This window comes from Acidipropionibacterium timonense (assembly GCF_900605005.1).
Classification (GTDB): domain Bacteria; phylum Actinomycetota; class Actinomycetes; order Propionibacteriales; family Propionibacteriaceae; genus Cutibacterium; species Cutibacterium timonense.
Window position 1 is genome coordinate 1143664 of record NZ_LR027558.1, and the last position, 21887, is coordinate 1165550.

A 21887-nucleotide genomic window follows, 5' to 3' on the forward strand; every position below is an offset into this window, starting at 1 on the left:
GTGGCTGAAGGATCGACGGTCAGCCTACCTCGCACTCCCGCGACGCCGGGCGGCGCCCCTGAGCAGACCCGCGAGCAGGGCGAGCCCGGCCAGCGCCGTCGACCCCCAGGTGATCGCCGGGGTGAGCTGGACGCCGAGCGAGACGCCAGAGGTCAGCGGGACGGTGACGACACGATGGGCGTGGGTGGCCTCGGCGGTGCGCGTGACGACTCGACCCGAGGGTTCGATGAGCCCCGAGAGGGAGGACGTCGTCGAGACGACGATGGGCCGCCCGGTCTCGATGGCCCTGGCCCGCGTGATCTGCCACTGCTGGTACGGCTGCCCGGTCGCGGTGTACGTCGCGTTGTTCGACTGGACCGTGAGCAGGGTCGCCCCGTTGCGGACGGTGTCGTGGACGGTCGGGTCGTAGGCGAGCTCGAAGCAGACGACGTCACCCAGGACCACCCGGTGCCCGGCGACGGTGGCGTCGATGACACCCGGTGTCGTGCCCGGAATGGACTGCCGGCCTACCTGCTGGAGGATGGGCAGCAACGGCAGCAGGGTGCTCCGCCAGGGAATCCACTCACCGAAGGGCACGAGATTGCGCTTGTGGTACAGGCCGGTCGGACCGTCGGCGCCGACCGGCCACCACATCCCCGTCGTCTGGCGTTCGTCGGGGCCGGGACCGTCGGTGACCGCTCCGACGAGGATCGGCTGGTCGGCGATCCGGCTCGCGAGCATGATGATCTCGCGGGTCGGGGCGTCGACGGTGGGGTCGATGTCGGTCGAGTTCTCCGGCCACAGGAGCATGTCGGTGGCCGGGCGTCCGTGGGCTCGCTGGTCGGCGACCTCGGCGATGGTCTCGGACAGGTGGTTGTCGGTGACCGAGCGGGCGTAGCCCATGGCGTGCGACCCGGCCGTGCCGTCGACCCCGCCCTGGATGATGCCCACCCGGATCGCCGGATGGGCGGGGTCGGCGGTCGGGTCCGGACGGGAGGTCGTCCACAGCCCGACGGCACTCATGAGCCCCAGCTCGGCGACGACGCAGCAGCCGGCCACGAGTCGTCGACGCCGCGCCGACGAGGTCCCCAGCACCGACGGGCGGACGAGAACCGCGAGGAACTGGCCGGCCAGGGCCAGCAGCAGGCTCGTGCCGACCGCCCCGACCCAGCGCATCGCTCCGGCCACCGGAGTACCGACGCTCGCCCAGGCCAGACGCACCCAACCGAACCCGCCGACCGGCCACCGGGCGGTGAGAACCTCGGTCGCCGACCACACGCAGGCCGCCCACACGGCCCCGCCGGGTAGGAGGATCACCGTGCGCACCGCCCAGCCGGTGAGGGCGCAGAACCCGGCCATGACGACGACGAGGATGACGGCCACCGGCCAGCCGAGCACCGAGACCCAGGAGACGCAGGTGCCGAACATGCCCAGTCCGAAGAGGTACGCCAGCCCGGCGGCGGTACGGGCACGGCGTCCGGCCACGAGGACGGTGAGGGCCGCGACCCCGGGCAGGACGAGGGGCCACCAGCCCACCGGTGCCTGGCCCAGGCCGGTCGCCACCCCGGCGAGCACGGCGGTTAGGGCCGGGAGGAGCGCCCGTGCGCCGCGACGTCGCGCCGAGCCGGTTCCCTCGCTCATCGGATGTTCGAGGGACGACGGTCCCCGAGCATGTCGAGGTCGTCGAAGAGGGTGTCGAGGACGACGATCGTCTCGGTGCTGCAGTGGCACGACTTGCGGATTCGGGTGAGCAGGACGTCGAGCTCGGTGGGGGTCCGGGTCTGCACGCGCACGAGGTAGGACGCACTGCCGGCGATGGAGTGGCAGCCACGGACCTCCGGAATGCGACTCAGCTCGGCGGGGATGAGGTCGTCCTGGTCGGGGTCGACCGGGACGATGAAGATGAAGGCCGTGATTCCGGCCCCGATGGCCTCCAGGTCGAGGACGGCGCGGTAGCCCTTGATGACCCCCTTGGCCTCGAGCCTTTTGACGCGCTGCTGGGCGGCCGACGTCGACAGGCCGGTCTCGCGGCCCAGGTCGGTCCACGACATCCTGCCGTCGGCCTCGAGCAGGGCGAGAATCTGCCGGTCGGTGCTCTCCATGCCGGACATGGTGCCACCCTCGGATCGTTCGTGCATCGGCGGTCTCCTCCTGTGTCGTGCAAGGTGAGTATGGCTCGCCGGCTGGTGCAGGTGGGATGCGGGTCCGGTCATACCCATCTGGGAGGTGGATCTCAGTCGCTCGGTTCGGTCCAGTTCGAGGTGAGGACGTGGATCGTCGATCCGGCCAGGAGATTGGGCAGCCGGTCGGCGGCCCGGCTGGGGCGCCCGTCCCCACCCAGGCAGATCCGCCGCGTGATGTCGAGGTGCATCGACTCGAGCCAGGCCTCGAGGTCCTTGACCGTCGAGTACTTCGTGTTCGGGGTGTCGTGCCAGTCGAAGGGCAGGTCACGGGACCGGGGCATGTGACCGGACAACAGGGTGAGCCGGTTGCGCCAGTACCCGAAGTTCGGCACCGAGATGATGAGACGCCTCCCGATCCGGGCCATGTCACGCAGCACCGGTCCGGGACGACGGACCGCCTGGAGGGTCCGCGAGAGGATGACGACGTCGTAGGAGTCGTCGTGGAACTGTCCCAGGTCGTCGTCGAGGTCGACGGCGACGACGGGGACGCCGCGCGCCGAGGCCGCGACGAGCCCGGCCCAGTCCATGTCGACCCCGGTACCCAGGCATGCCCGGTGGTCCATGAGGTGGCGCAGCAGGGAACCGTCGCCGCATCCCAGGTCGAGGACCCGTGAGCCGGAGGGGACGAGGTCGGCGATGATGCGCTGGTCGGGCCGCAGCGTGAGCGTGGTCCGGTCGCGCCCCGCCCCGGTCGTCGGACGGCGTCGTGAGGTCGAGGGGCTCATCGGTCGCGCTCCCGGGTGCACAGGTGGCCGTCGTGGTGCGGTGCGCGCGCCGATGCCCGGCTCGGGCCGCGCCGGGAGGGCGCCTCGAGGAACGCCGAGATCATGTCGTGGTAGGGGTCGAGCTTCATGAGGAAGGAGTCGTGACCCCAGGGTGAGGAGATCGGGGCGAAGCTCACCGGCAGTCCCGCCCCCTCGAGGTGACGGACGATCCGCCGGGAGTGTTCGGGGCCGAACCTCCAGTCGGTGTCGAAGCACATGACGAGGAAGTTCACCGGATCGGCGACGAGTCGGTCGGTGGCCCCGGCCAGGGCGAAGGGGTCGAAGTAGTCCATGACCCGGGTGAGGTAGATGTAGCTCAACGGGTCGAACCGCTCGAGGAAGGCCTCGCCCTGGTGGTCGAGGTAGCTCTCGACGGCGAAGTCGACGCCGAACCCGCGTCGGGCCTGGGTGAACTGGTGGGCCCGACCGAACTTCTCGTCGAAGGCGTCCTCCGACAGATAGGTGATGTGGGCCAGCATCCGCGCGATGGCCAGGCCGACGTCCGGGCGCGAGTCGGCGGTGTAGCAGCCCTCGGCGAAGGCCGGGTCACGGGTGATGGCCTGGCGTCCCACCGCGGAGAAGGCGATGTTCTGTGCGGTGAGACGGGAACTCGAGGCGATGATGACGGCGTTGCCCAGGGTCTCGGGATGGGTGAGCGACCAGTCGAGGGCCTGCATGCCGCCCATCGACCCGCCGACGACGGCGTGGAACCGGTCGATGCCCAGGTGCCGGGCGAGTCGCAGGTGCACCTCGACGAAGTCGTGGATGTCGATCTGCGGGAAGCGCAGCCCCCACCGCTGGCCGGTGGCCGGATCGATCGACGACGGGCCGGTCGTGCCCGAACAGCCGCCGAGGAGGTTGGAGCAGACGACGAAGAAGCGGTCGGTGTCGATGGCCCGCCCCGGTCCGATGAGGTTGTCCCACCAGCCCGGTTTGGCGTCCCCCTCGTGGACCCCGGCGGCATGCGCGTCCCCGGTGAGGGCGTGACAGATGTAGATGGCGTTGTCGCGGGCCGGCGACAGCGTTCCATAGGTCTCGTAGGCGACGGTGACGTCGTCGAGCCGGCCGCCGGCGACGAGGACCAGGGGGTCGTCAGCGGTGGCGACGGTGGCCAGTTCGGTCGCGACGAGGCCCACCCCCGGGCCGATGGGGGCGGTCCTGGTGGCCGGTCGTCGTGCGTGCATCGGGGACATTGTGACACTGCCTCGACAGCCCGGACGTCCGGTGACTGCAATGTGGCGCAGGACGCCGTCGTCCCGTTCGCCCGTGGCCGATCCGGCCGATCGTTACCACATTGCAACACGGCGGCCCTTCCCCCCGTGACCCCGATATGAGAGATTTCTCACCACATCTGATCCGGGGCGCTCCGGCCCCGACGGCGGCGGGCCGCTCGGCCCGCGGAGAGGAGTCCTGACGTGGACGGCCTGGAAAAGGTCCTCGGTGACATCGACACTGTGGTGTGGGGCCCGTTCTTCCTCATCCCCCTGCTGCTGGGCACGGGCATCGTGCTCACCTGGCGGCTGCGTGGGATCCAGCTCACCAAGCTCGGCGCCGCCCTGAGGCTCGCCTTCTTCCGTCGCAAGGACGAGGGAGCCGACGACCACGGCGACATCAGCCAGTACCAGGCGCTGACGACCGCCCTGGCCGCGACCGTCGGCACCGGCAACATCGTCGGTGTCGCCACCGCCATCTCCACCGGCGGCCCCGGGGCCCTCTTCTGGATGTGGGTCACCGGTCTGCTCGGCATGGCGTCGAAGTACTCCGAGGCGTTCCTGGCCGTGAGGTTCCGCCACCGCGACTCCAAGGGCGAGATCTCCGGCGGGCCGCAGTACTACCTCAAGGACGGAGTCAGGGGTCCGGTCGGCGTCGTCCTGGCGACCCTCTTCTCGGTCTTCGCCGTCATCGCCTCCTTCGGTATCGGCAACGGCACCCAGGCCAATTCCATCGCGGCCAACGTCGAGAACACCTTCCACGTCGCGCCGTGGATCACCGGCGTCATCATGGCGATCGTCACCCTCGTCGTCCTCGTCGGCGGCATCCGCGCCATCGGCCGGGTGACCTCGGCCCTGGTCCCGGTGATGATCGTCTTCTACGTCGTCGGCGCCCTCGTCGTCCTGGCACTGGAGTGGCGCTCGATCCCCGGCGCCTTCGCGATGATCTTCCACGACGCCTTCACCGGCACCGCGGCGGCCGGGGGCTTCGCCGGATCGGCGCTCATCCTCGCGGTCCAGATGGGTGTGGCCCGTGGCATCTTCTCCAACGAGTCAGGCATGGGCTCGGCGGCCATCGCCGCTGCCGCCGCCCAGACCACCCATCCGACCCGTCAGGGTCTGGTGTCGATGACCCAGACCTTCATCGACACCATCATCGTCGTGTCGATGACCGGCCTCGTCCTCGTCGTCTCGGGGGTGTGGCAGTCCGGTGGCAAGGCCAACGTCCTCACCTCGATGGCCTTCGACCAGGGACTGCACACCCATCTCGGCGGGTGGATCGTCACCATCGCCCTGGTGCTCTTCGCCTACTCCACCATCCTCGGCTGGTGCTACTACGGCGAGCGCAATGTCGAGAAGCTCCTCGGTCGCCGCTGGGTCATGCCCTACCGCGTCGTCTTCTCGCTGCTCGTCTACGTCGGAGCGACGACGAGCCTCGACGTCGTGTGGACCTTCTCCGACATCGCCAACGGCCTCATGGCGGCACCGAACCTCATCGGCCTGCTCGTCCTCAGCGGTCTCATCGCCCGCGAGACGAAGCACTACCTCGACAACGACCCCAGGCTCGAGGCGGCCAAGCACGAGGTCGACTCCTTCATGGACGGTCGGGACGGGGCGATCGACTCGCACTGGGAGGCGATCAAGGAGACGACCGTCGTCAAGCGGTGAGCGTCACCGGTTGCCACGTCACTCGGCCCGGGTCCCCTCGTGGACTCGGGCCGAGATGGCGTCCAACCTGCTCTCGAGCGCAGCCAGGGCGTCCTCGAACTGGCCGACGGTGAGGCTCTTGGCGCGCGGGTCGACGTCGACCCGCAGGGCTCCGCCGGGCATCATCTGCGCCGAGCGGACGTCGGTGATGGAGTCGATCCCCTGACGCCGCAGCTCCGAGTCGAGGTCCTCGGGGGAGACCCCGAGCCGCCGCAGCTCCGGGACGACCGGCTCGCCGTCCCGGACGATCGTCGACGCCGTGCCCTCGAGGACCTTGCGGGTCGGCAGCGAACGACGCGACATGTGGTCGAGCACGGCATTGACGCCGACGAGGACGAGAGCTCCGAGCAGGCCCCCGGTGAGGCTGTTGTCGTTGCCGATGATGGCGTTCTGGACGACATTGCTCAGCAGCAGGACGACGACGAGGTCGAGGCTGTTGAGCTGCGCCATGAGCCTCTTGCCGGCGACCCGGATGACCACGGCGATGCCGAGATAGACGGCGATGGTGCGGATCGTCTTGTCGAGGGCGTCGGCCCAGCCGAAGGAGAAGAGGTCGGACCAGAGGTGGGTGAGGATGTCGGACATGAGGGACTCTTCCTTGCGGTCAGCGGAAAGCCCGGCCGACAGTCGTGCCGGAGCGCGACCATTGTGCTCCCGACCTTGTCAATCCGTCCCTGCGCGGGCGTCGTCGGGGGTGCGCGTCCAGTAGCGTGCAGTCATGCGGATCATCACCACCGAGGAGTTCGGCCACGTCGTCGAGTCCCTGCCTGCCCGACCGCGCGTCATCTGCCCCGGCTCCTTCGCCGCCCCGCTCGAGGCCCTCCAGCTCATCGACGAGCACCTGCCCGAGTGGACCCTCTTCTGCGTCAACGCCCCGGTCGGCGTGCCGACCCGCCCCCAGGTGCGGCACGAGGCGATCTTCCTGGGGCCCGGGCATCGTCGGGCCGCCACCGTCGACCACCTGCCGTGCCGGCTGTCCATCGCTCCTGGGCTCTTCCGCACGACCCGCAGACCCGACCTCGTCCTCCTCCACACCTCGGTGCCACGCGGAGGGAAGGTGTCGATGGGCATCGAGGTGCAGATCATGCCGGGCGCCCTCGAGGCCGCCAAGGAGTGCGGGGCCCTCGTCGTGGCCGTCGTCAATGAGCACATGCCGTTCATCCGGGGAGACGGTGTCATCGACGTCGACGACGTCGACCTGGCGGTGCAGATCGACGCCCCGCTGCGCGCCGTGCCCCGGGCGGTCGTCGACGACGACTCGGCCGTCATCGGTCGGAGCGTCGCCGAGCGGGTCGTCGACGGTGCCACCCTCCAGGCGGGGATCGGTGCCGTGCCGGACGCCGTCCTCGGCTGCCTCGCCGGCCACCGTCGGCTCGGGGTGTGGACCGAACTCATGACCGACGGCGTCATGGATCTCGACCGTGCCGGTGCGCTGGACCCGGACCGTCCCATCGTCGGGACCTTCCTCATCGGGTCCGAGGAGCTGTACGACTGGGCCGGACGCACCGACCGGCTCATCCTGCTGCGCTGCGAGACGACGAACCTGCCCTCGCGGATCGCCTCGCAGCCGGCGATGACGAGCATCAACACGGCCCTGCAGGTCGATCTCTTCGGGCAGGTCAACGCCACCCGGGTCGGCAAGCGGATCTACTCGGGGTTCGGAGGCTCGACCGATTTCCTCGTCGGCGCCATGCACTCACCGGGTGGGCAGGCCGTCATCGCCCTGCGCAGCTGGCATGCCAAGGCTCACGTCTCGACGATCGTCGGGCAGTTGGACTCGCCCACCTCGAGCGTCCAGCCGAACGCCGTCGTCACCGAGCAGGGCACCGCCGAACTGCTCGGGTACACCGACCGGCAGCAGGCTGCGGCGCTCATCGAGCACGCCGCCCACCCCCGGGCGCGGGAGCACCTGCGGGCCGAGGCGGTGCGGCTCGGGCTTTCGCGGCCGGACCAAGAAGCTCGACCGTATTGCCAGACTTGACACGACGATGTCAAGCAAATGAGCAGCTTCTCCTAAACCTGATACCTCACGTCTGCCTGAAGGCATTAGAGCGGCACACCAGGAACATCCGCTGCATCAGCGCAATAACACCGACGATTTGAGAGAGCGGCACTAGCAAGCCGATTCGTAAACTAATGTCATTGGCGTACCAATCCCATCAAAATCCCCCTATGATAGTACCTGAGATAGCGAATCAATGAGGGGCTGCCAGGTAGATGCTAGTGGCTTTCACTCTGGTTGGACGTAGTGAACTAGAGATGCTTGGCGCGCTCAATGGTGCCAATTTGGGCAATCCGACTAGCATGTCGTCCACCCTCGTACTCAGCGGACAGCCACTCGTCTACTATCATCATCGCGAGGTCGGTTCCGACCACACGTGAACCCAACGCGAGCATATTTGAGTCATTGTGCTGACGTGAAAGTTTCGCGCTATATGGCTCGCTCACACATGCGCAACGAATGCCGAACACCTTATTTGCCGCGATCGAGATGCCTACGCCAGTTCCACAAATGACGATTCCACGCTGAAAAGACCCATCAGAAACTAGCGTCGCGGCCTTCGACCCATAGATGGGATAGTCAGTCCGCTCGGTACTGTATGCGCCCACATCATAAACCTCGTGCCCGCACTCCTTGACATGGCTCATGATCGCACACTTCAAGGCGACACCGACGTGATCACTTCCAAAAACTATTTTCATCCCAAGCTCCTTTCATGGGATCGATGAGAAACATCGCAACTTGTCTCGAAAAACGGACTTGCGATTGTCCCGCCGATAAGGCCGTTAAACTGCGAATTAGAAGAATAGAAGAACGAAATCCCATCGCTTGGGAGTGGTTTACGCGTAGAGCTGAGGATAGACATTTCTAAAGTGTGGTATGGAAATCCAGTCATACTCAAGACGCCACCTCCAAGAATTACGATGTTCGGATCGACAATATTGATCTCACAAGCGATAGCCTTTCCCAAGACGTCAATGAAGGACGATACTGGCGGCTCCGCTCCGTGCCGAACGAAAATCTCAGGCAAGGGTTCGGAGGGGTAGAATTCCTGACCAATCCGTTCCAGAGCCAGACCAGAGGCGACAATTTCCACGCACGAGCTATTACCGCAGCCGCACTTGCCGTGAACACCTGGCCACGGAAGATGACCAAGCTCTGCGCTCACGCCATGCGCGCCACGCCAAATAGTACCATCTAGAACCACAGCATTACCGAGACCTGTGCCTACATAAATCCCAACTACGGCAGAAGAATCGAAGATCTCCAGCTGCCACATGTCGTTCAGAATAAGATAGTTCGTGTCTCGATCGAGAGCAAGAGGAATTTGAAAACGATCCTCAAGAAGTCGTTTCGCAGGAATGTTGCTCCACGCGGGAAGGTTTGTCGTAGACAGAATCTTTTCGCGATGGTAGTCAACAGTTGACGGAACTCCGAGGCTCATAGAACGTACAGCATAACGACCAGTATCATTATACTGTTTAAGAAACTTATGAATATGAAAAGATAGCCATTCAATTGGTTCAGAATCACTGGGAGTTCTACTTGATACCCGACAACTCTCAAGGAGACTCAAATCTCTTGACACAAGTCCAAGCCTGAGATTTGTGCCCCCCAGATCAAGTGCTAGATTTACGTCAGTCGGCATTGCATCAAAGTGATTCACCGGTCTGCGCCTCGTAGTCAAGTGACATCAGCTTCCAGGCCGTGTCAATGTCAGCATCCTTACTGAAAAGTCCAGAATTTCCTAGGATAAAGATCTCCGCACCCGCATCGCGTAGCTTCTTGAATGTTCTCTTGTTGCATGATCCATCAATCTGAAGCTCGAAGCGCAGCCCCTCGTTCGCTTTCAACTCAGCGGCAGCTTCGATCTTGGGAAGCATCTCCTCAATGAATGGTTGCCCTGCAAAGCCGACGTCCACTGTCATGATCGTCACGAGATCCAGTCGCTCAATATATGCACGCACATCACTAAGTGGTGTCGCGGGATTAAGCACCACTCCAGCCTTAACGCCAAGAGAGTTCAACAGATTCAGCTGACGAAATGCGTCTCTTGAGATAGTTTCGGCATGCAAAGACACAATATTTGCACCCGCTTCGATAACGGGACGAATCCACATCGAAGGCTGCTCACACATCATGTGGATCTCGAGTGGTACACTAGTACAGCTGCGCGCTGCCTTAACAAAATCAGGGCCAAGCGTCAAGTTAGGGGCGAAATGACCATCCATGATATCTACGTGCATATAGTCGCAATACTGACTAAGAGAGCGAATCTGATCTCCAGCATTCATGATGTCAAGGCACATTAACGAAGGTGAGAACTTAACCGGATGCATGATAGGGCCTTTCAGCGTAAGATATGCTTAGGATCGACGTGCCGCTCGCGGTCCGAAGAAATGGTCGACGGTGACAGCCACAATGATTAGCGTGCCCATTGCGATCTGTTGATAAAAGCTTGAGACCCCAACCATGTTGAGGCCATTGTTGATCGTCCCGATAATCAGTGCTCCAAACAGAACCTTCCAAATGACTCCCTCGCCACCAAAGAAGGACGTTCCTGCGATGATTACGGCTGCAATCGCGAAGGTCTCGTATCCGGTGCCCGCATTGGGCTCGGCAGCACCGAGCCGCGCGACATTAACCAAGCCGGCCAATCCTGCGCACGCTCCGGAAATCGCAAACGCCAAGATAGTATGTCGCGGCGAATTTATACCAGCATACCATGCGGACTGCGGATTACCGCCCATCGCGTAGAGATTTCGACCGGGAGTCGTATAACCGGTAAAAAGCATCAGCACCACAAGTACAAGCAAACAGAGCACTATCGTTGCCGGAACATATCCAGCGATACTTCCGGCCACCACATTGGAGAACCCTGCAGAAGATATCGAAATGGCGGTCGCATTAGACATTACGTAAGTCATTCCACGCAGAATCGATTGTGTTCCGAGTGTAACAATAAATGGATGCAGGTGAGTTAGGTTGATAATAATCGCGTTAAATATCCCAATTAGAACGCCAATTAGTATGCCTACAATCGAGGCGACTAGCCACGGCATGCCGTTGGACATCAGTTGTGCTGTAACGACCCCAGTCAGAGCCATTGTGGAGCCTATGCTCAGATCAATACCCGCTAGAAGGATAGCGAAAAACTCGCCAAAGCCCAGCAAAATGTAAATTGTGCTTTGATCGATTATCCGAATTGGATTGCCGCCCATCAAAAATGCTGGCTCGATGATCGCAAATACCGCAAATACCAGTATGAGGATCATAAAAACGCCGTAGTTTGACCACATTCGGGAGAATCTCTCCCGTCGTGTGAGTCGAACTGTAGGTCGAATGTTGGACACCGAAGTAGTTGTCTCGCAATTTGCCATGATCAAGTCCTATCTTGAAGCCGCACGCACGAGAGATTCCTCCGATGCGTTGGCAGCAGAAAACTCATCCACGATGCGTCCTCCGGCCATCACTAAAACGCGATCGCACACAGAGAGGATCTCTGGAAGTTCACTAGACACCATTATGACACCAATTCCTCTGTCGGCGAAGTCCCGCATGATCCGGTAGATCTCACTCTTCGTCCCGACATCGATCCCTTTGGTAGGCTCGTCAAATATGTAGATCTTTGCATCCGTGCTTTGCCAGCGAGCGATTAAAACCTTTTGTTGATTACCACCCGAGAGTTCAATGATACGCTGGTTTAGGTCGCGGCACTTGATTTGAAGTGCCTCCTGGCCGCGACGTGAAATCTCCTGTTCCCTGCGCGAGTGAAAGAGTCCGAGAAGTCCACCGAATTTGCTTGACTTCTGCTCCATGGCAACTGAGATGTTTCGCCGGATTGAGAAATTGTGAAATATGCCTGACTCTCGACGATTCTCGGTTACCATCGCGAGACCTGATTTGATTGCTGCATGCGGAGACTTGATTCGGACCGGGACTCCACCAACCCAGATTGTTCCTGCCTTGATAGGTTCTGCCCCAAAAATGGCTTCCATCAATTCAGTACGTCCTGATCCGACGAGCCCTGAAAACCCAAGGATCTCGCCTTGGCGCAAGACGAAAGAAGCGTCCTTGACTCGCTCATCGCGACGGGTCAGCCCGCGCACGGACAATAGTTCGGATGCAGAATCTAACCGCTCAGGTGAGCCTGCATGAAAGTCACCTTGGAGTTCGCGGCCAACCATCATGGACACGAGGGAATCCACAGTGACCTCGGAAATGAGCCGAGTGCCTACAACGGCGCCATCTTTAAGGACAGTGACGCGATCAGCAATATCAAGCAATTCTTCCAGTTTATGGCTGATGAAAATAAGGCTACGACCCTCGCCCTTCAGGTGGCGAACGATTCGAAATAGCTCACGGACCTCTTCGACGGACAGGGAGGTTGATGGCTCATCCATAACAATGACTCTTGAATCGAACGCAACTGCGCGGAGGATCTCGACCATCTGCTTCGTCGATATTGACAGGTTTCCGACAATTGTGTTGGGATCCAAATAGAGACCAATACTCTGCAGTAGTTCCACCGTGCGCGCTCGCATCGCAGCGAGATCCAGGATTTCTACACCACAAACAGTCTTTGTGAGAAGGCGTCCAACGAAGATGTTTTCCCAGATTGATAGTTCGTTGATGACGCTCAATTCTTGATAGATGATACTAATGCCAGCGCGATTCGACTCATGTGGAGTTAATCTACTGAACACGCGGCCATTGACTTCAATGGTTCCAGACGTGGGTTCGTATGCTCCAGAGAGGATCTTCATAAGGGTAGACTTGCCCGCGCCATTTTCTCCGAGAAGGGCGAGAACCTCGCCCTTCTCGACGGTGAGTGTAACGTCACGGAGAGCTGGGACCCCAGCAAACTCCTTCGTGATATGTGTCATCTTCACTGCGGCAGTCATGTGTGTCCCCACCTTCCATACGTGTCGACATAATCACTTTACAAACTTGGCTGCGTTCTCCTTGGTGATGAGGATTGGATCCACGTGCATCGTGCTGGGCTGCGCATTCACGTCGATCTTCGGCTTGTCCTTGACTAGCTTTGCCATCAGCTTGACGGACTCGGCTCCGACCTTAGCCGAGTCTTGCTTGACAGTCGCCAACAACCCTCCTGCAAGAACTGACTTGATCGCATCTGAATTTCCGTCGGTTCCTACGACAACGATCTGACGTCCCGACTTAACCGCTGCCTCTTGGGCACCCATTGCCATCGTGTCGTTGCAGCAATAGATGGCCTTAAGACTTGGATATTTGTTGATGAAGTTCTGTGCGACATTATAGGCCTTGGTTCGGTCCCAGTCGGCCGGCTGGCTGTCGACAATCGTCAATCCGGCCTTTTCCATTGCTGATTTTGCGCCATTCTTGCGGTCGACGCCCGACTGCACCCCAGCTTGGCCCTCGATAATGGCGACATTCCCACTGTTGCCAAGATGCTTGGCGATCAAGCTACCCGCCATGCCACCGACCTTGACATTATCAGTCGTAACCAATCCCTGGATCGCACCACCTCGGGCCTTGAGGTTCGACAAATCTACTGGCTCATCAACGTTGATGACATAGATGCCCTTTTTTGTTGCTTCGGCCAGTACATTGTTTAGGTTCACATTTGAGATGGGTGCAACGCCGATTGCCGCGTAGCCCTTGGAAAGGGCGTTTTGGACCAGATTGACCTGACCCTCCACGTCGTCTTCTGAGTTCGCAGCGAACACATCAAGCGAGATGCCTTCGGTTTTTGCTTCGGCCTGGGCCCCAGACTTGACGTTTTGCCAAAACTCGGACGTCAGAACCTTCTGGACGATCGCGACCTTAACGTTGCCACCTCCAGTGGTGGCTCCAGTGGTGGTGCCGGCCTTGGAGCATGCGCTGACGCCGGCCAAGGTCAGGGAGGCGCCGGCGGCGACGAGGATCGTTCTGCGGGAAACCTGGTTGTTCATGCTTCTACTCCATCGTAGGTGGTGTACGAGACTGCTGCCATCGGCGGCATTGCGATGACGGTAGACCCGCGCTAGCTTGTCCTTCAACGACGAGATTTTTGAAGGATGCGACATAAATGGATGCAAAGTCTGCGCTGAGTCAGCTGCTTCCTGTACCAAGACTTCCATCGATGCTCGGTCTTCCAACGATGCATGGTGGGTCGCCCGACGAGTTGATCAAGCATGTTGCCTGTGGTCGCGGGCCTACGGCCTCAGCGTTAGCTCATCTGACGGGCATGTCGCGCAGCACCGTGAGCGCGTACGTGGAAGCGCTCCGACGTGACCGTGTCCTCGTCGACGCGGGCCGGGCTCGTCACAGCGGCCGCGGCCGTCCAGGGGTGCGTCTGGCTATATCTCCTGATGCGGGAATGGTCGGGATCATAGATGGCGGTGCCACGGGTGCCCACCTCGCCTTGGTGAGTGCCGACCAGAGGTTGCTTGCGAGTATGGAAGTCACTCAAGGTGTTTGTGCTGGCCCTGAGCGTACGCTTCAGGCATACATTGATGCAATGAATTCAATGATTAGTGGACTGAAGACGCCCCTGCCTCTGGTCAAGGTTGTTATTGGACTTCCGGCTCGTATCGACACGGACACGTCACTTCCTGTGCGCCCTACTATCATGCCTGGGTGGGATGCTTTTCCCGTGGCAGGTGTGCTCGAAGATGCATGGGGCGCAGATGTGCTTGTGGAAAATGACGTGAATCTTCGTTGTGTAGGTGAAGCGTGCTGGGGTCCAGTTGAATGGCTTCCAATCTTGGCAATCAAGGTTGGGACAGGAATTGGCGCCGGTCTCATCGACAAATATGGACACATATATCACGGCTATCGGGGAGCTGCTGGGGAGATCGGACACATGCCGGCACGAGGGGCTTCGCCGGATCTTGTGTGCACGTGTGGGGCGGTGGGTTGCGTCGAAGCTAACGCTTCCATTCATGCCATGTTGGTGAAGCTCAGTCGGGAAGCATCTAGCGATAGTGTTCGCAGGGGTATGACGTTGCCTGAATTGCTGGAAAACGTCAGGAATCAGGATCGAGCCACGATGGAAGTTGTGGCAGATGCTGCCGACACGCTTGGTGACGCGGTAGCCGTACTGTGCAATGTTCTCAATCCGCGTCGAGTTATGATAACGTGCGCTCTTTCTGAAGTGACGGATGACTATCTGGCGAGAATTCGTTCTGAGGTCTATAAGAAGGCCCGCCCGCTGGCTTCCCGTGAGGTGATCATTGGATATAGTCCACTTGGTTCAAATGTCGGTGTTGCTGGTGGAATAGCGCTAGCACTTGATGATGGCCTATCGATACTGGCACGCCGGGCACTTCAGAACCCTTGGAATGGTTGAGTGCAAGATCTTACTCCATTGGAGCACCTTGTGCACTCGTAATGAATGTGGCGAGGATTGAATGCGGCTTGGTGTGGTGAGTAGACGTCGATATTGATGCACTCAAGGATTTCCCTCGAATCAATTGGCTCATGAAAGGGCTGCTGGTTTCGGAGTCGTGACAAGCGATCGGAGAACCTGGACGACGCCGTCGTCTGCGTTCGATGGCGCTATGGCCCGCGCCGCAGCCAGGATCCTCGGGTGCGCGTTGGCCATGGCGAAGGACAGCGCCGCCCGGCCCATGAGCTCGAGGTCGTTGAGGTAGTCGCCGAAGACGACCGTCTGGTCGACGCCAATGCCCAGCCTCTCCTGCACGGTGGCCACGGCAGTTCCCTTGTCCGTGCCGAGGTTGACGATGGCGAGCCAGTCCCGGCCCGAGACGGTGACCTTGGCCCGATCCGACAGGCGCTCGTAGGCGGGCCACAGGCGGTCCTCGGCGTGGTCCGCCGAGAAGATCGCCACCTTGATGGCGCCCCCGGTGGCCCCGAGCAGGTCGTCGACGACGTCGTTGCGCACGTAGTACATGTCGACGTGCTCCATGAAGGCTGCATCGCTCCGGTCGACGACGGCCCCGTCGGGCCGACAGACGATGGCTCCGACGTCGAGCCCGTCGTCGGACAGGCTGCGGGTGATCTCGACGACGTCGCGCACGAGCACCGGATCGAGCACCGAGGTGTAGAACTCGCGCCCGTCCTGGACGACGTTCGTCCCGTTCTCGGCGATGAACAGCGTCCGGCACGGCACCTCGGCGAACTGGTCGGCCAGGGTGGCGTACTGCCGGCCCGACGCCGGGGCGAGGATGATGTCGCGAGCCGCCATGGCCGCGAGGATCTCATCGAACCCGGCTGGCATCGACTTGTCGGGACGCAGGAGAGTGCCGTCCATGTCGGTGACGACGAGACGGATCCCCGGGGCCAGTCGGCGCAACTCGGGGTCGTCAGGGTCGAAGGGTCGGGCGGTCACTGCGGCAGAAGGCGTCGTGGGCGTCACGGGGATCATTGTGCCGCCGCCCGGGTGCGTCGATCGAGCAGCGGGACGGAGGCCAGCCCGAGAAGGGTGAGGAGGGCACCGGTGCCGATGGCCCCGCGGTAGCCCAACGGACCGACGAGGGAACCCAGGACGAAGGGGCCGACGCCGGTCGCACCGTCGACGATGCAGAAGTACCCGGCGACGGCGCTCGTCGCCCGGTCGAGCCCGACCCGGTGGACGGCGACCGTCTGGTCGACCGGAACGATCGTCCCATAGCCCAGCCCGAGCAGCGCCGCGCCGAGCAGGAGCCGCACCGGCCCATGGGCGGTCGACGTCGCGATCATGCCCAGGGCGGCGACCACCAGGCAGGGAGCGACGAGGAGGGTGTCGCGCGTGCGGTCCTGGATGACCCCGGCGATGGGTCGTGACAGGCAGATGACCAGGGCGTACACGAGGAAGTAGAAGCCGCTCGCCGAGGACAGTCCCACGGCGGCGCCGAACGGGTTGACGAAGGTGAGCATCGTCCCGAATCCCAGGGCGCAGGACGCCACGACGAGGGAGATCGGCACCCCGGCACGGGGCAGCATCTCCACCTGCGGGCCCCGGCGGGCCACCCGCGGCCTGAGGTCGCGGGCCGCGACGAAGGCTGCGCCCAGCGCGACGACGGCGCACCCGGTGCAGGCCCAGAAGACCGCCGTCTCCCCGGCGGCGTGCTCCAGACGCACCCCGACGAACGGGCCGAGCCCGGTCGCCAGGGCCATGCCGAAGCTGATCCATCCCGACGCCTCGCCGGTGCGCTGCACGGGGGCCCGGGACAGGGCGACCCCGGTCACCCCGGTCGCCGCCGTGCCGTAGGCGAAACCATGGACGAACCTCAGCACGAGCAGGGGTCCGACGGTGTCGACGAACGGATGGGCCAAGCACCCGACCAGCAGGACGAGGAGCGACCCGAGGACGACGGCCCGCTCCCCCACCAGGGCGCTCACCCGGCCTGCTGTGAGCCGGGCGACGACGGCCCCGAGGAAATAGATGGTGCCGATGAACCCGGCGGTCGACGAGCCGGTGTGCAGGCTCGTCATGGCCCAGCCGCTGACCGTCGAGGCCAGCATGTAGAAGACGAGGAAGACGCCGAGGTTGGAGATGACGAGGGCGGTGAAGGTGGCGGTCCACAGGGCTGGACGGGATGTGCTCGACATGACGGGGCTCACCCTAGACCCGGCCCGCAGGTCGTCCGGTCGCAGGCCTGTCGACAGGCTGTCGGGGGGCTGGCAGAACGCCCTGGCGCACGCGCGCTCGCTGCGTGACGAGGCCGGGACGAGTACCGTGTCGGCGGGGTCGCCCCGACCGATCATGGCCGTGGCGAGCACAGCGAGGGGCCGCGTCGGCCCAATCGGAGGAACACCCATGACCCAACCAGTGAGCCCACAGATGGGGGTGCGGGAGCTGACGATCCGGGGAATCATCCTCGGCGGCGTCATCACCCTGCTCTTCACGGCGGCCAATGTCTACCTGGGGCTCAAGGTCGGTCTGACCTTCGCCACCTCGATCCCCGCCGCCGTCATCTCCATGGGCGTGCTGCACCTGTTCAAGGACCACACCGTCCAGGAGAACAACATCGTCCAGACGGTGGCCTCGGCCGCCGGCACCCTGTCGGCCATCATCTTCGTCCTGCCCGGCCTCATCATGGTCGGCTGGTGGAACCACTTCCCGTACTGGACGACCCTGGCCGTGTGTGCCGTCGGCGGCATCCTCGGCGTCATGTACTCCATCCCGCTGCGTCGGGCGCTCGTCACCGGCTCCGACCTGCCGTACCCGGAGGGAGTCGCCGCTGCCGAGGTGCTCAAGGTCGGCGACACCCATGAGGGGGTCGAGGCCAACAAGGTCGGGCTGCGGGTCATCCTCGTCGGCGGACTCACCTCGGCCCTCTACCTCCTGGGCACCTACGTCGGTGTCGTCAAGGACAGCGTCCAGAAGATCTTCAAGGTGGGCAACGGTGGAACCCTCATCGGTGGTGGGCTGTCCCTGGCGCTCATCGGCGTCGGCCACCTCGTCGGCCTCACGGTCGGCATCGCCATGCTCGTCGGCGTCGTCATCTCGTACGGGTTCATCCTTCCCTGGCGCAGCCAGGGCCACATCAGCGGAGCCCTGTCCGACTCGCTCTCGACGATCTTCGCCCACGACGTCCGTTTCGTCGGCGCCGGGACGATGGCCGTGGCCGCCGTGTGGACCCTCGTCAAGATCCTCGGACCGATCATCCGCGGCATCAGCGAGGCGCTGGCCTCCAACCGGGCCCGCCGCGAGGGCGCGACCGTCGACCTCACCGAACGCGACATGCCGATGAGCATCGTCCTCATCGTCGTCCTCGTCTCGATGCTGCCGGTCGGCTACCTGCTGTGGGACTTCATCCGCGGTACCGCGCTGCACGGCGGGATCACCGGTCTCATCCTCGTGAGCATCGTCTTCACCCTGCTCGTCGGACTGCTCGTGGCGTCGATCTGTGGCTACATGGCCGGTCTCATCGGCGCGTCGAACTCCCCCATCTCGGGGGTCGGCATCCTCGTCGTCATCCTCACCGCCCTGCTCATCAAGGTCACCTACGGGGCGGCCGGCACCCAGGAGAGCAAGGCCCTCGTCGCCTACACGCTCTTCACCGCGGCGGTCATCTTCGGCATCGCGACGATCTCGAACGACAACCTCCAGGACCTCAAGACCGGCCAGCTCGTCGGGGCGACTCCGTGGAAGCAGCAGCTCGCCCTCGTCATCGGCGTCATCTTCGGGTCGGCGATCATCCCGCCGGTGCTCGGTCTCATGCAGCGGGCGTTCGGCTTCCAGGGTGCGCCCGGGGCCAACCCGTCGACGGCCCTGGCCGCCCCGCAGGCCGGGCTCATCTCGTCCTTGGCCCAGGGCGTCTTCGGTGGTCAACTCCAGTGGGGTCTCATCGGTCTGGGCGCGGTCATCGGCGTCGTCGTCATCATCATCGACGAGATCCTCGGCAAGGCGACGACGCGCATGCACCTGCCCCCGCTGGCCGTCGGCATGGGCATGTACCTGCCCATCGTCACCTCGGTGACGATTCCCATCGGCGCCCTCATCGGTGTGGGGTACGACGCCTGGGCCCGGCGCAGCGGCGGTGACGTCGACGGCAAGAAGCGCACCGGGATCCTCCTGGCCACCGGACTCATCGTCGGCGAGTCGATCATGGGCGTCATCTACGCCGCCATCGTCGCGGGTACCGGGCAGCAGAGCCCGCTGTGGCTCGTGGGCAAGAACTTCGAGACGCAGTCCGGATGGATCGGGTTGTGCGTGTTCATCCTCGTCATCTGGGGTCTGTACACGTGGGTACGCAAGCAGGCGGTGGCGCGGGAGGCGGCCGACCACTGATCCACGCTTGACCTGAAGCGCACTTCAGCTTCTAGCGTCGAGGACATGAAGATCCTCAGCACGGTTCTCGTCGTCCTCTACGCCCTGCTCAACCTATTCCTGGCCGTCGTCGGCACGGTGCGGGCCGGTGAGGTCGGCCTCACCGCCAAGCTTCTGCCGGCGGCGGTCTTCGTCATGGCTGCGGCCGGCCTCGGCTGGGGCGCCGTACGTCACTCGACGGTGTGGGTCATCGTCGGCCTGGTCCTCGCCTCGGTGGCGCCGGTGCTCTACGGCGCGCTCGTCGAGCACTCGAACGTCCTGCTGCACCACCTCGTGCGGGCAGGGTTCGAGGTCATCGTCGGCGTGCTGTGGGTGCTCGCCTGGCGGTCGCACTCCTGACAATGTCGGGCACCGTTGCGACCCGTGGCCGACGCGCCGGATCGACCCCGCCGGGAACGCGAACTGGCACCATGGGGCCCATGGCCGACGTGTGTGACTGTGGTGCTCCGCTGACGATCGGCGCGGCAGCGCGCCATCTCGACGTCACCGTCGAGACCCTGCGGTACTACGAGTCCGCCGGGCTCGTCCATCCCGAGCGACGCGGTGCCCACCGGGTGTACTCCCAGCGCGACATGGATGCCCTCCACGTCGTCCGGGCGATGCGCGCCGTCGGCTTCTCCATGGCAGAGGTCGCCGAGCTCCTGGCGCAGAAGACCGACGACCCACCCGAGGTGCTCATCGCCCGGGTGCGTCGTCTGCTCGCCGAGTACCGGGGTCGACTCGAGCAGCGTCGCCGTGACCTCGACCGGGCCGATGCCCTCCTGCGGGGGTGGCTCGACGAACTGGACTCGGTCGACGTCGACACTCGTGGCGGCGAGCACGGCGTCACCGGGGAGCAGGTCGTCCCGGCGTCGTGCTGATCGTCAGAACCTCGTCGTCAGGGCGAGGTCGGCGCCGAACCCGACGAGCACCGTCCCGGTGACCGAGTCGATGACGCGGTTGGTGCGTCGCCCGCCGAGGACGGCTCGCATCCGGTGGGCGGCAAGGACGATGGTGCCGAACCAGAGGAGCCCCTCGACGAAGTGGATCCCCGCCAGAGCAGCCCCATGGCCAGCGGCGAGACGCCGTGTGGCAGGAACTGTGGCAGGACGGCGACGTAGAAGACGCCGATCTTGGGGTTGAGGACGTTGGTGAGCAGCCCCTTGAGGAACGCGGCGTGCGCCGATGTGGCCGTCGACCCCGTCGTGCCGAGGTCGGCGTGATCGCCCCGGATGGCGTGCCACAGCATCTGCACGCCCATCCACAGCAGGTAGAGGGCTCCCGCGAGCTTGACGACGCCGTAGGCCAGCTGGGACGCGGTGACGAGGGCCGAGGTGCCGATCGCAGCGGCGATACCCCACAGCAGACACCCCGTCCCGATGCCGACGGCGGTGAGCATGGCCACCCCGCGGCTCCGGGTGAGGGCCTGGCGCAGCACCAGGGCGGTGTCGATGCCCGGGGTCAGGGTGAGCAGACCGGCGACCAGGGCGAACTGGACGAGGGCGTGCGTCACCGTCATTCCGGAACCTCCTGTGTGGGGCGGACCGGATCAGGGTAGGACAGGGCGGACGGGTCGCAACGGGGCCGCCGACATGCGACATGGCTGGGCCCGTTGGGCCCAGCCATGTCTGTTCGGGTGTGTGTCGGACTGAGGGGAGTCTTCTCATACGCCGGTCTTCGGCAGGACGGGCATTCCGGGCTTGTCCGGGTGACCGGGCATGGTCGGGGTCATGGTGGGCTTGGGCTTGTCCGGGGTGCCGGGCATGGTCGGCGTCATGGTCGGGGTGCCGGGCTTGTCCGGGGTCGGGGTCGACGTCGGGGTCGACGTCGGCGTGGAGGTCGGCTTGTCCGGGGTCGGCTTCGGGGTGGGGGTCGGCAGCATGGCCTTGCACTTCTCGATGCCCGGGTCATCCTTCCCGAGCGAGACGACGATCGAGCGGCCCTGCGCGTCGGGGAACCAGTCGCCCACCTTGACCGGGCCGTCGACCTTGATGGAGTTCGCGCTCACGTGGATGGGGTTCTTGCCGTCCTTGAGGCGCTCATTGACACCGGGCTTGCCGACGTACTTGCAGACCCAGACCTTGCCCTGCTTGGTCGAGTGGTCCTTGGCCTGGGCGGCGGTGGCGCCGGCTCCGGCACCGGCGAGGGCCAGCGCGGCAACAGTGGCGATCGTCGCCGTACGACGACCAAAGGTGACAGCCATGGTTCGAGATCCTCCTGGTTGTGGGTTCCTGAGCATTCATGGGACCACATGGCAGGGTCAGTGTCAACTGTTCTCCATATCAGGAACGGTCATACGAGTCGGCTCGTTTGCCGTGG

The 21887-nt window shown here is 63.6% G+C and carries 21 protein-coding genes; 6 read left to right on the forward strand and 15 right to left on the reverse strand.

What is annotated here, in order from left to right; translation table 11 throughout:
• Nucleotides 1-24: 24 nt before the first annotated feature.
• The 4 genes from lnt to metX all read right to left on the reverse strand — a co-directional run bounded on the left by lnt (nt 25) and on the right by metX (nt 4110).
• Nucleotides 25-1620, reverse strand: a complete 1596-nt coding sequence (lnt, locus tag E0E30_RS05460) for an apolipoprotein N-acyltransferase (protein ID WP_130865428.1) — start codon at nt 1618-1620, stop codon at nt 25-27.
• Nucleotides 1617-2117 carry an Lrp/AsnC family transcriptional regulator gene (locus tag E0E30_RS05465; protein WP_245306514.1) on the reverse strand — a complete coding sequence of 167 codons (501 nt, stop codon included), beginning with the start codon at nt 2115-2117 and terminating at the stop codon, nt 1617-1619. Before E0E30_RS05465 ends, lnt begins: the two co-directional genes overlap by 4 nt.
• 95 nt (nt 2118-2212) lie before the next feature.
• Nucleotides 2213-2887, reverse strand: a complete 675-nt coding sequence (metW, locus tag E0E30_RS05470) for a methionine biosynthesis protein MetW (RefSeq protein WP_130865429.1) — start codon at nt 2885-2887, stop codon at nt 2213-2215.
• Nucleotides 2884-4110, reverse strand: a complete 1227-nt coding sequence (metX, locus tag E0E30_RS05475; protein ID WP_342588111.1) for a homoserine O-acetyltransferase MetX — start codon at nt 4108-4110, stop codon at nt 2884-2886. Before metX ends, metW begins: the two co-directional genes overlap by 4 nt.
• Before the next feature lie 231 nt (nt 4111-4341).
• Here metX and E0E30_RS05480 point away from each other — a divergent pair, with 231 nt between their 5' ends.
• Nucleotides 4342-5805 carry an alanine/glycine:cation symporter family protein gene (locus tag E0E30_RS05480; RefSeq protein WP_130865431.1) on the forward strand — a complete coding sequence of 488 codons (1464 nt, stop codon included), beginning with the start codon at nt 4342-4344 and terminating at the stop codon, nt 5803-5805.
• 18 nt (nt 5806-5823) lie between these two features.
• Here E0E30_RS05480 and E0E30_RS05485 read toward each other — a convergent pair whose 3' ends face one another.
• Nucleotides 5824-6429 (reverse strand): DUF421 domain-containing protein, encoded by a 606-nt coding sequence (locus E0E30_RS05485; RefSeq protein ID WP_130865432.1) that lies wholly within the window; start codon nt 6427-6429, stop codon nt 5824-5826.
• 139 nt (nt 6430-6568) lie between these two features.
• Here E0E30_RS05485 and E0E30_RS05490 point away from each other — a divergent pair, with 139 nt between their 5' ends.
• Nucleotides 6569-7825 carry an acetyl-CoA hydrolase/transferase family protein gene (locus E0E30_RS05490; protein WP_411914020.1) on the forward strand — a complete coding sequence of 419 codons (1257 nt, stop codon included), beginning with the start codon at nt 6569-6571 and terminating at the stop codon, nt 7823-7825.
• 272 nt (nt 7826-8097) lie between these two features.
• Here E0E30_RS05490 and rpiB read toward each other — a convergent pair whose 3' ends face one another.
• The 6 genes from rpiB to alsB form a co-directional block, all read right to left on the reverse strand.
• Entirely contained in the window at nt 8098-8547 is a 450-nt protein-coding gene (gene rpiB, locus E0E30_RS05495) for a ribose 5-phosphate isomerase B (RefSeq protein ID WP_130865434.1), read from the reverse strand.
• Entirely contained in the window at nt 8544-9494 is a 951-nt protein-coding gene (gene alsK, locus E0E30_RS05500) for an allose kinase (protein ID WP_167853896.1), read from the reverse strand. The genes rpiB and alsK overlap by 4 nt, the downstream gene beginning before the upstream one ends.
• A gap of 4 nt (nt 9495-9498) precedes the next feature.
• Nucleotides 9499-10185 carry a D-allulose 6-phosphate 3-epimerase gene (gene alsE / locus E0E30_RS05505; RefSeq protein ID WP_130865436.1) on the reverse strand — a complete coding sequence of 229 codons (687 nt, stop codon included), beginning with the start codon at nt 10183-10185 and terminating at the stop codon, nt 9499-9501.
• A 27-nt stretch (nt 10186-10212) separates the two neighbouring features.
• Nucleotides 10213-11145 (reverse strand): ABC transporter permease subunit, encoded by a 933-nt coding sequence (locus E0E30_RS05510; RefSeq protein ID WP_130865437.1) that lies wholly within the window; start codon nt 11143-11145, stop codon nt 10213-10215.
• Nucleotides 11146-11235: 90 nt separating this feature from the next.
• Entirely contained in the window at nt 11236-12750 is a 1515-nt protein-coding gene (locus E0E30_RS05515) for a sugar ABC transporter ATP-binding protein (RefSeq protein WP_130865438.1), read from the reverse strand.
• A gap of 33 nt (nt 12751-12783) precedes the next feature.
• A complete protein-coding gene (gene alsB / locus E0E30_RS05520) occupies nt 12784-13782 on the reverse strand; it encodes a D-allose transporter substrate-binding protein (RefSeq protein ID WP_130865439.1) in 999 nt (332 codons plus the stop codon).
• 407 nt (nt 13783-14189) lie between these two features.
• On the opposite strand from alsB, the gene E0E30_RS05525 reads away from it, so the two are divergent.
• Complete coding sequence (locus E0E30_RS05525; protein ID WP_245306515.1) at nt 14190-15161, forward strand: ROK family protein; 972 nt, start codon at nt 14190-14192, stop codon at nt 15159-15161.
• 129 nt (nt 15162-15290) lie between these two features.
• Here the strand turns inward: E0E30_RS05525 and E0E30_RS05530 are convergent, their stop codons facing one another.
• Nucleotides 15291-16190, reverse strand: a complete 900-nt coding sequence (locus E0E30_RS05530; protein ID WP_210115783.1) for an HAD-IIB family hydrolase — start codon at nt 16188-16190, stop codon at nt 15291-15293.
• Between the two features lie 5 nt (nt 16191-16195).
• Nucleotides 16196-17365: an MFS transporter gene (locus E0E30_RS05535; RefSeq protein WP_167853899.1), complete on the reverse strand. Its 1170-nt coding sequence runs from the start codon at nt 17363-17365 to the stop codon at nt 16196-16198.
• A 247-nt stretch (nt 17366-17612) separates the two neighbouring features.
• Between E0E30_RS05535 and E0E30_RS05540 the strand changes: the two genes are divergently transcribed.
• From E0E30_RS05540 to E0E30_RS05550, 3 genes are all read left to right on the forward strand, one after another.
• Complete coding sequence (locus E0E30_RS05540; protein ID WP_210115865.1) at nt 17613-19550, forward strand: OPT family oligopeptide transporter; 1938 nt, start codon at nt 17613-17615, stop codon at nt 19548-19550.
• Between the two features lie 45 nt (nt 19551-19595).
• Nucleotides 19596-19928, forward strand: a complete 333-nt coding sequence (locus E0E30_RS05545) for a hypothetical protein (RefSeq protein ID WP_130865444.1) — start codon at nt 19596-19598, stop codon at nt 19926-19928.
• Nucleotides 19929-20008: 80 nt separating this feature from the next.
• On the forward strand, nt 20009-20449 hold the full coding sequence (locus tag E0E30_RS05550; RefSeq protein WP_167853900.1) for a MerR family transcriptional regulator: 441 nt from the start codon (nt 20009-20011) through the stop codon (nt 20447-20449).
• Between the two features lie 17 nt (nt 20450-20466).
• Here E0E30_RS05550 and E0E30_RS05555 read toward each other — a convergent pair whose 3' ends face one another.
• Nucleotides 20467-21087 carry a LysE family translocator gene (locus tag E0E30_RS05555; RefSeq protein ID WP_210115784.1) on the reverse strand — a complete coding sequence of 207 codons (621 nt, stop codon included), beginning with the start codon at nt 21085-21087 and terminating at the stop codon, nt 20467-20469.
• A 144-nt stretch (nt 21088-21231) separates the two neighbouring features.
• On the reverse strand, nt 21232-21771 hold the full coding sequence (locus tag E0E30_RS13470) for a hypothetical protein (RefSeq protein ID WP_210115785.1): 540 nt from the start codon (nt 21769-21771) through the stop codon (nt 21232-21234).
• Nucleotides 21772-21887: the final 116 nt, after the last annotated feature.

Bases quoted from the DNA above. Each gene is read 5' to 3' on its own strand.
- lnt (WP_130865428.1), bottom strand. From the start codon at position 1,620: ATGAGCGAGGGAACCGGCTCGGCGCGACGTCGCGGCGCACGGGCGCTC.
- E0E30_RS05465 (WP_245306514.1), bottom strand. From the start codon at position 2,117: ATGCACGAACGATCCGAGGGTGGCACCATGTCCGGCATGGAGAGCACC.
- metW (WP_130865429.1), bottom strand. From the start codon at position 2,887: ATGAGCCCCTCGACCTCACGACGCCGTCCGACGACCGGGGCGGGGCGC.
- metX (WP_342588111.1), bottom strand. From the start codon at position 4,110: ATGCACGCACGACGACCGGCCACCAGGACCGCCCCCATCGGCCCGGGG.
- E0E30_RS05485 (WP_130865432.1), bottom strand. From the start codon at position 6,429: ATGTCCGACATCCTCACCCACCTCTGGTCCGACCTCTTCTCCTTCGGC.
- rpiB (WP_130865434.1), bottom strand. From the start codon at position 8,547: ATGAAAATAGTTTTTGGAAGTGATCACGTCGGTGTCGCCTTGAAGTGT.
- alsK (WP_167853896.1), bottom strand. From the start codon at position 9,494: ATGCCGACTGACGTAAATCTAGCACTTGATCTGGGGGGCACAAATCTC.
- alsE (WP_130865436.1), bottom strand. From the start codon at position 10,185: ATGCATCCGGTTAAGTTCTCACCTTCGTTAATGTGCCTTGACATCATG.
- E0E30_RS05510 (WP_130865437.1), bottom strand. From the start codon at position 11,145: ATGTGGTCAAACTACGGCGTTTTTATGATCCTCATACTGGTATTTGCG.
- E0E30_RS05515 (WP_130865438.1), bottom strand. From the start codon at position 12,750: ATGACTGCCGCAGTGAAGATGACACATATCACGAAGGAGTTTGCTGGG.
- alsB (WP_130865439.1), bottom strand. From the start codon at position 13,782: ATGAACAACCAGGTTTCCCGCAGAACGATCCTCGTCGCCGCCGGCGCC.
- E0E30_RS05525 (WP_245306515.1), top strand. From the start codon at position 14,190: ATGGTCGGGATCATAGATGGCGGTGCCACGGGTGCCCACCTCGCCTTG.
- E0E30_RS05535 (WP_167853899.1), bottom strand. From the start codon at position 17,365: ATGTCGAGCACATCCCGTCCAGCCCTGTGGACCGCCACCTTCACCGCC.
- E0E30_RS05545 (WP_130865444.1), top strand. From the start codon at position 19,596: ATGAAGATCCTCAGCACGGTTCTCGTCGTCCTCTACGCCCTGCTCAAC.
- E0E30_RS05550 (WP_167853900.1), top strand. From the start codon at position 20,009: ATGGCCGACGTGTGTGACTGTGGTGCTCCGCTGACGATCGGCGCGGCA.
- E0E30_RS05555 (WP_210115784.1), bottom strand. From the start codon at position 21,087: ATGACGGTGACGCACGCCCTCGTCCAGTTCGCCCTGGTCGCCGGTCTG.
- E0E30_RS13470 (WP_210115785.1), bottom strand. From the start codon at position 21,771: ATGGCTGTCACCTTTGGTCGTCGTACGGCGACGATCGCCACTGTTGCC.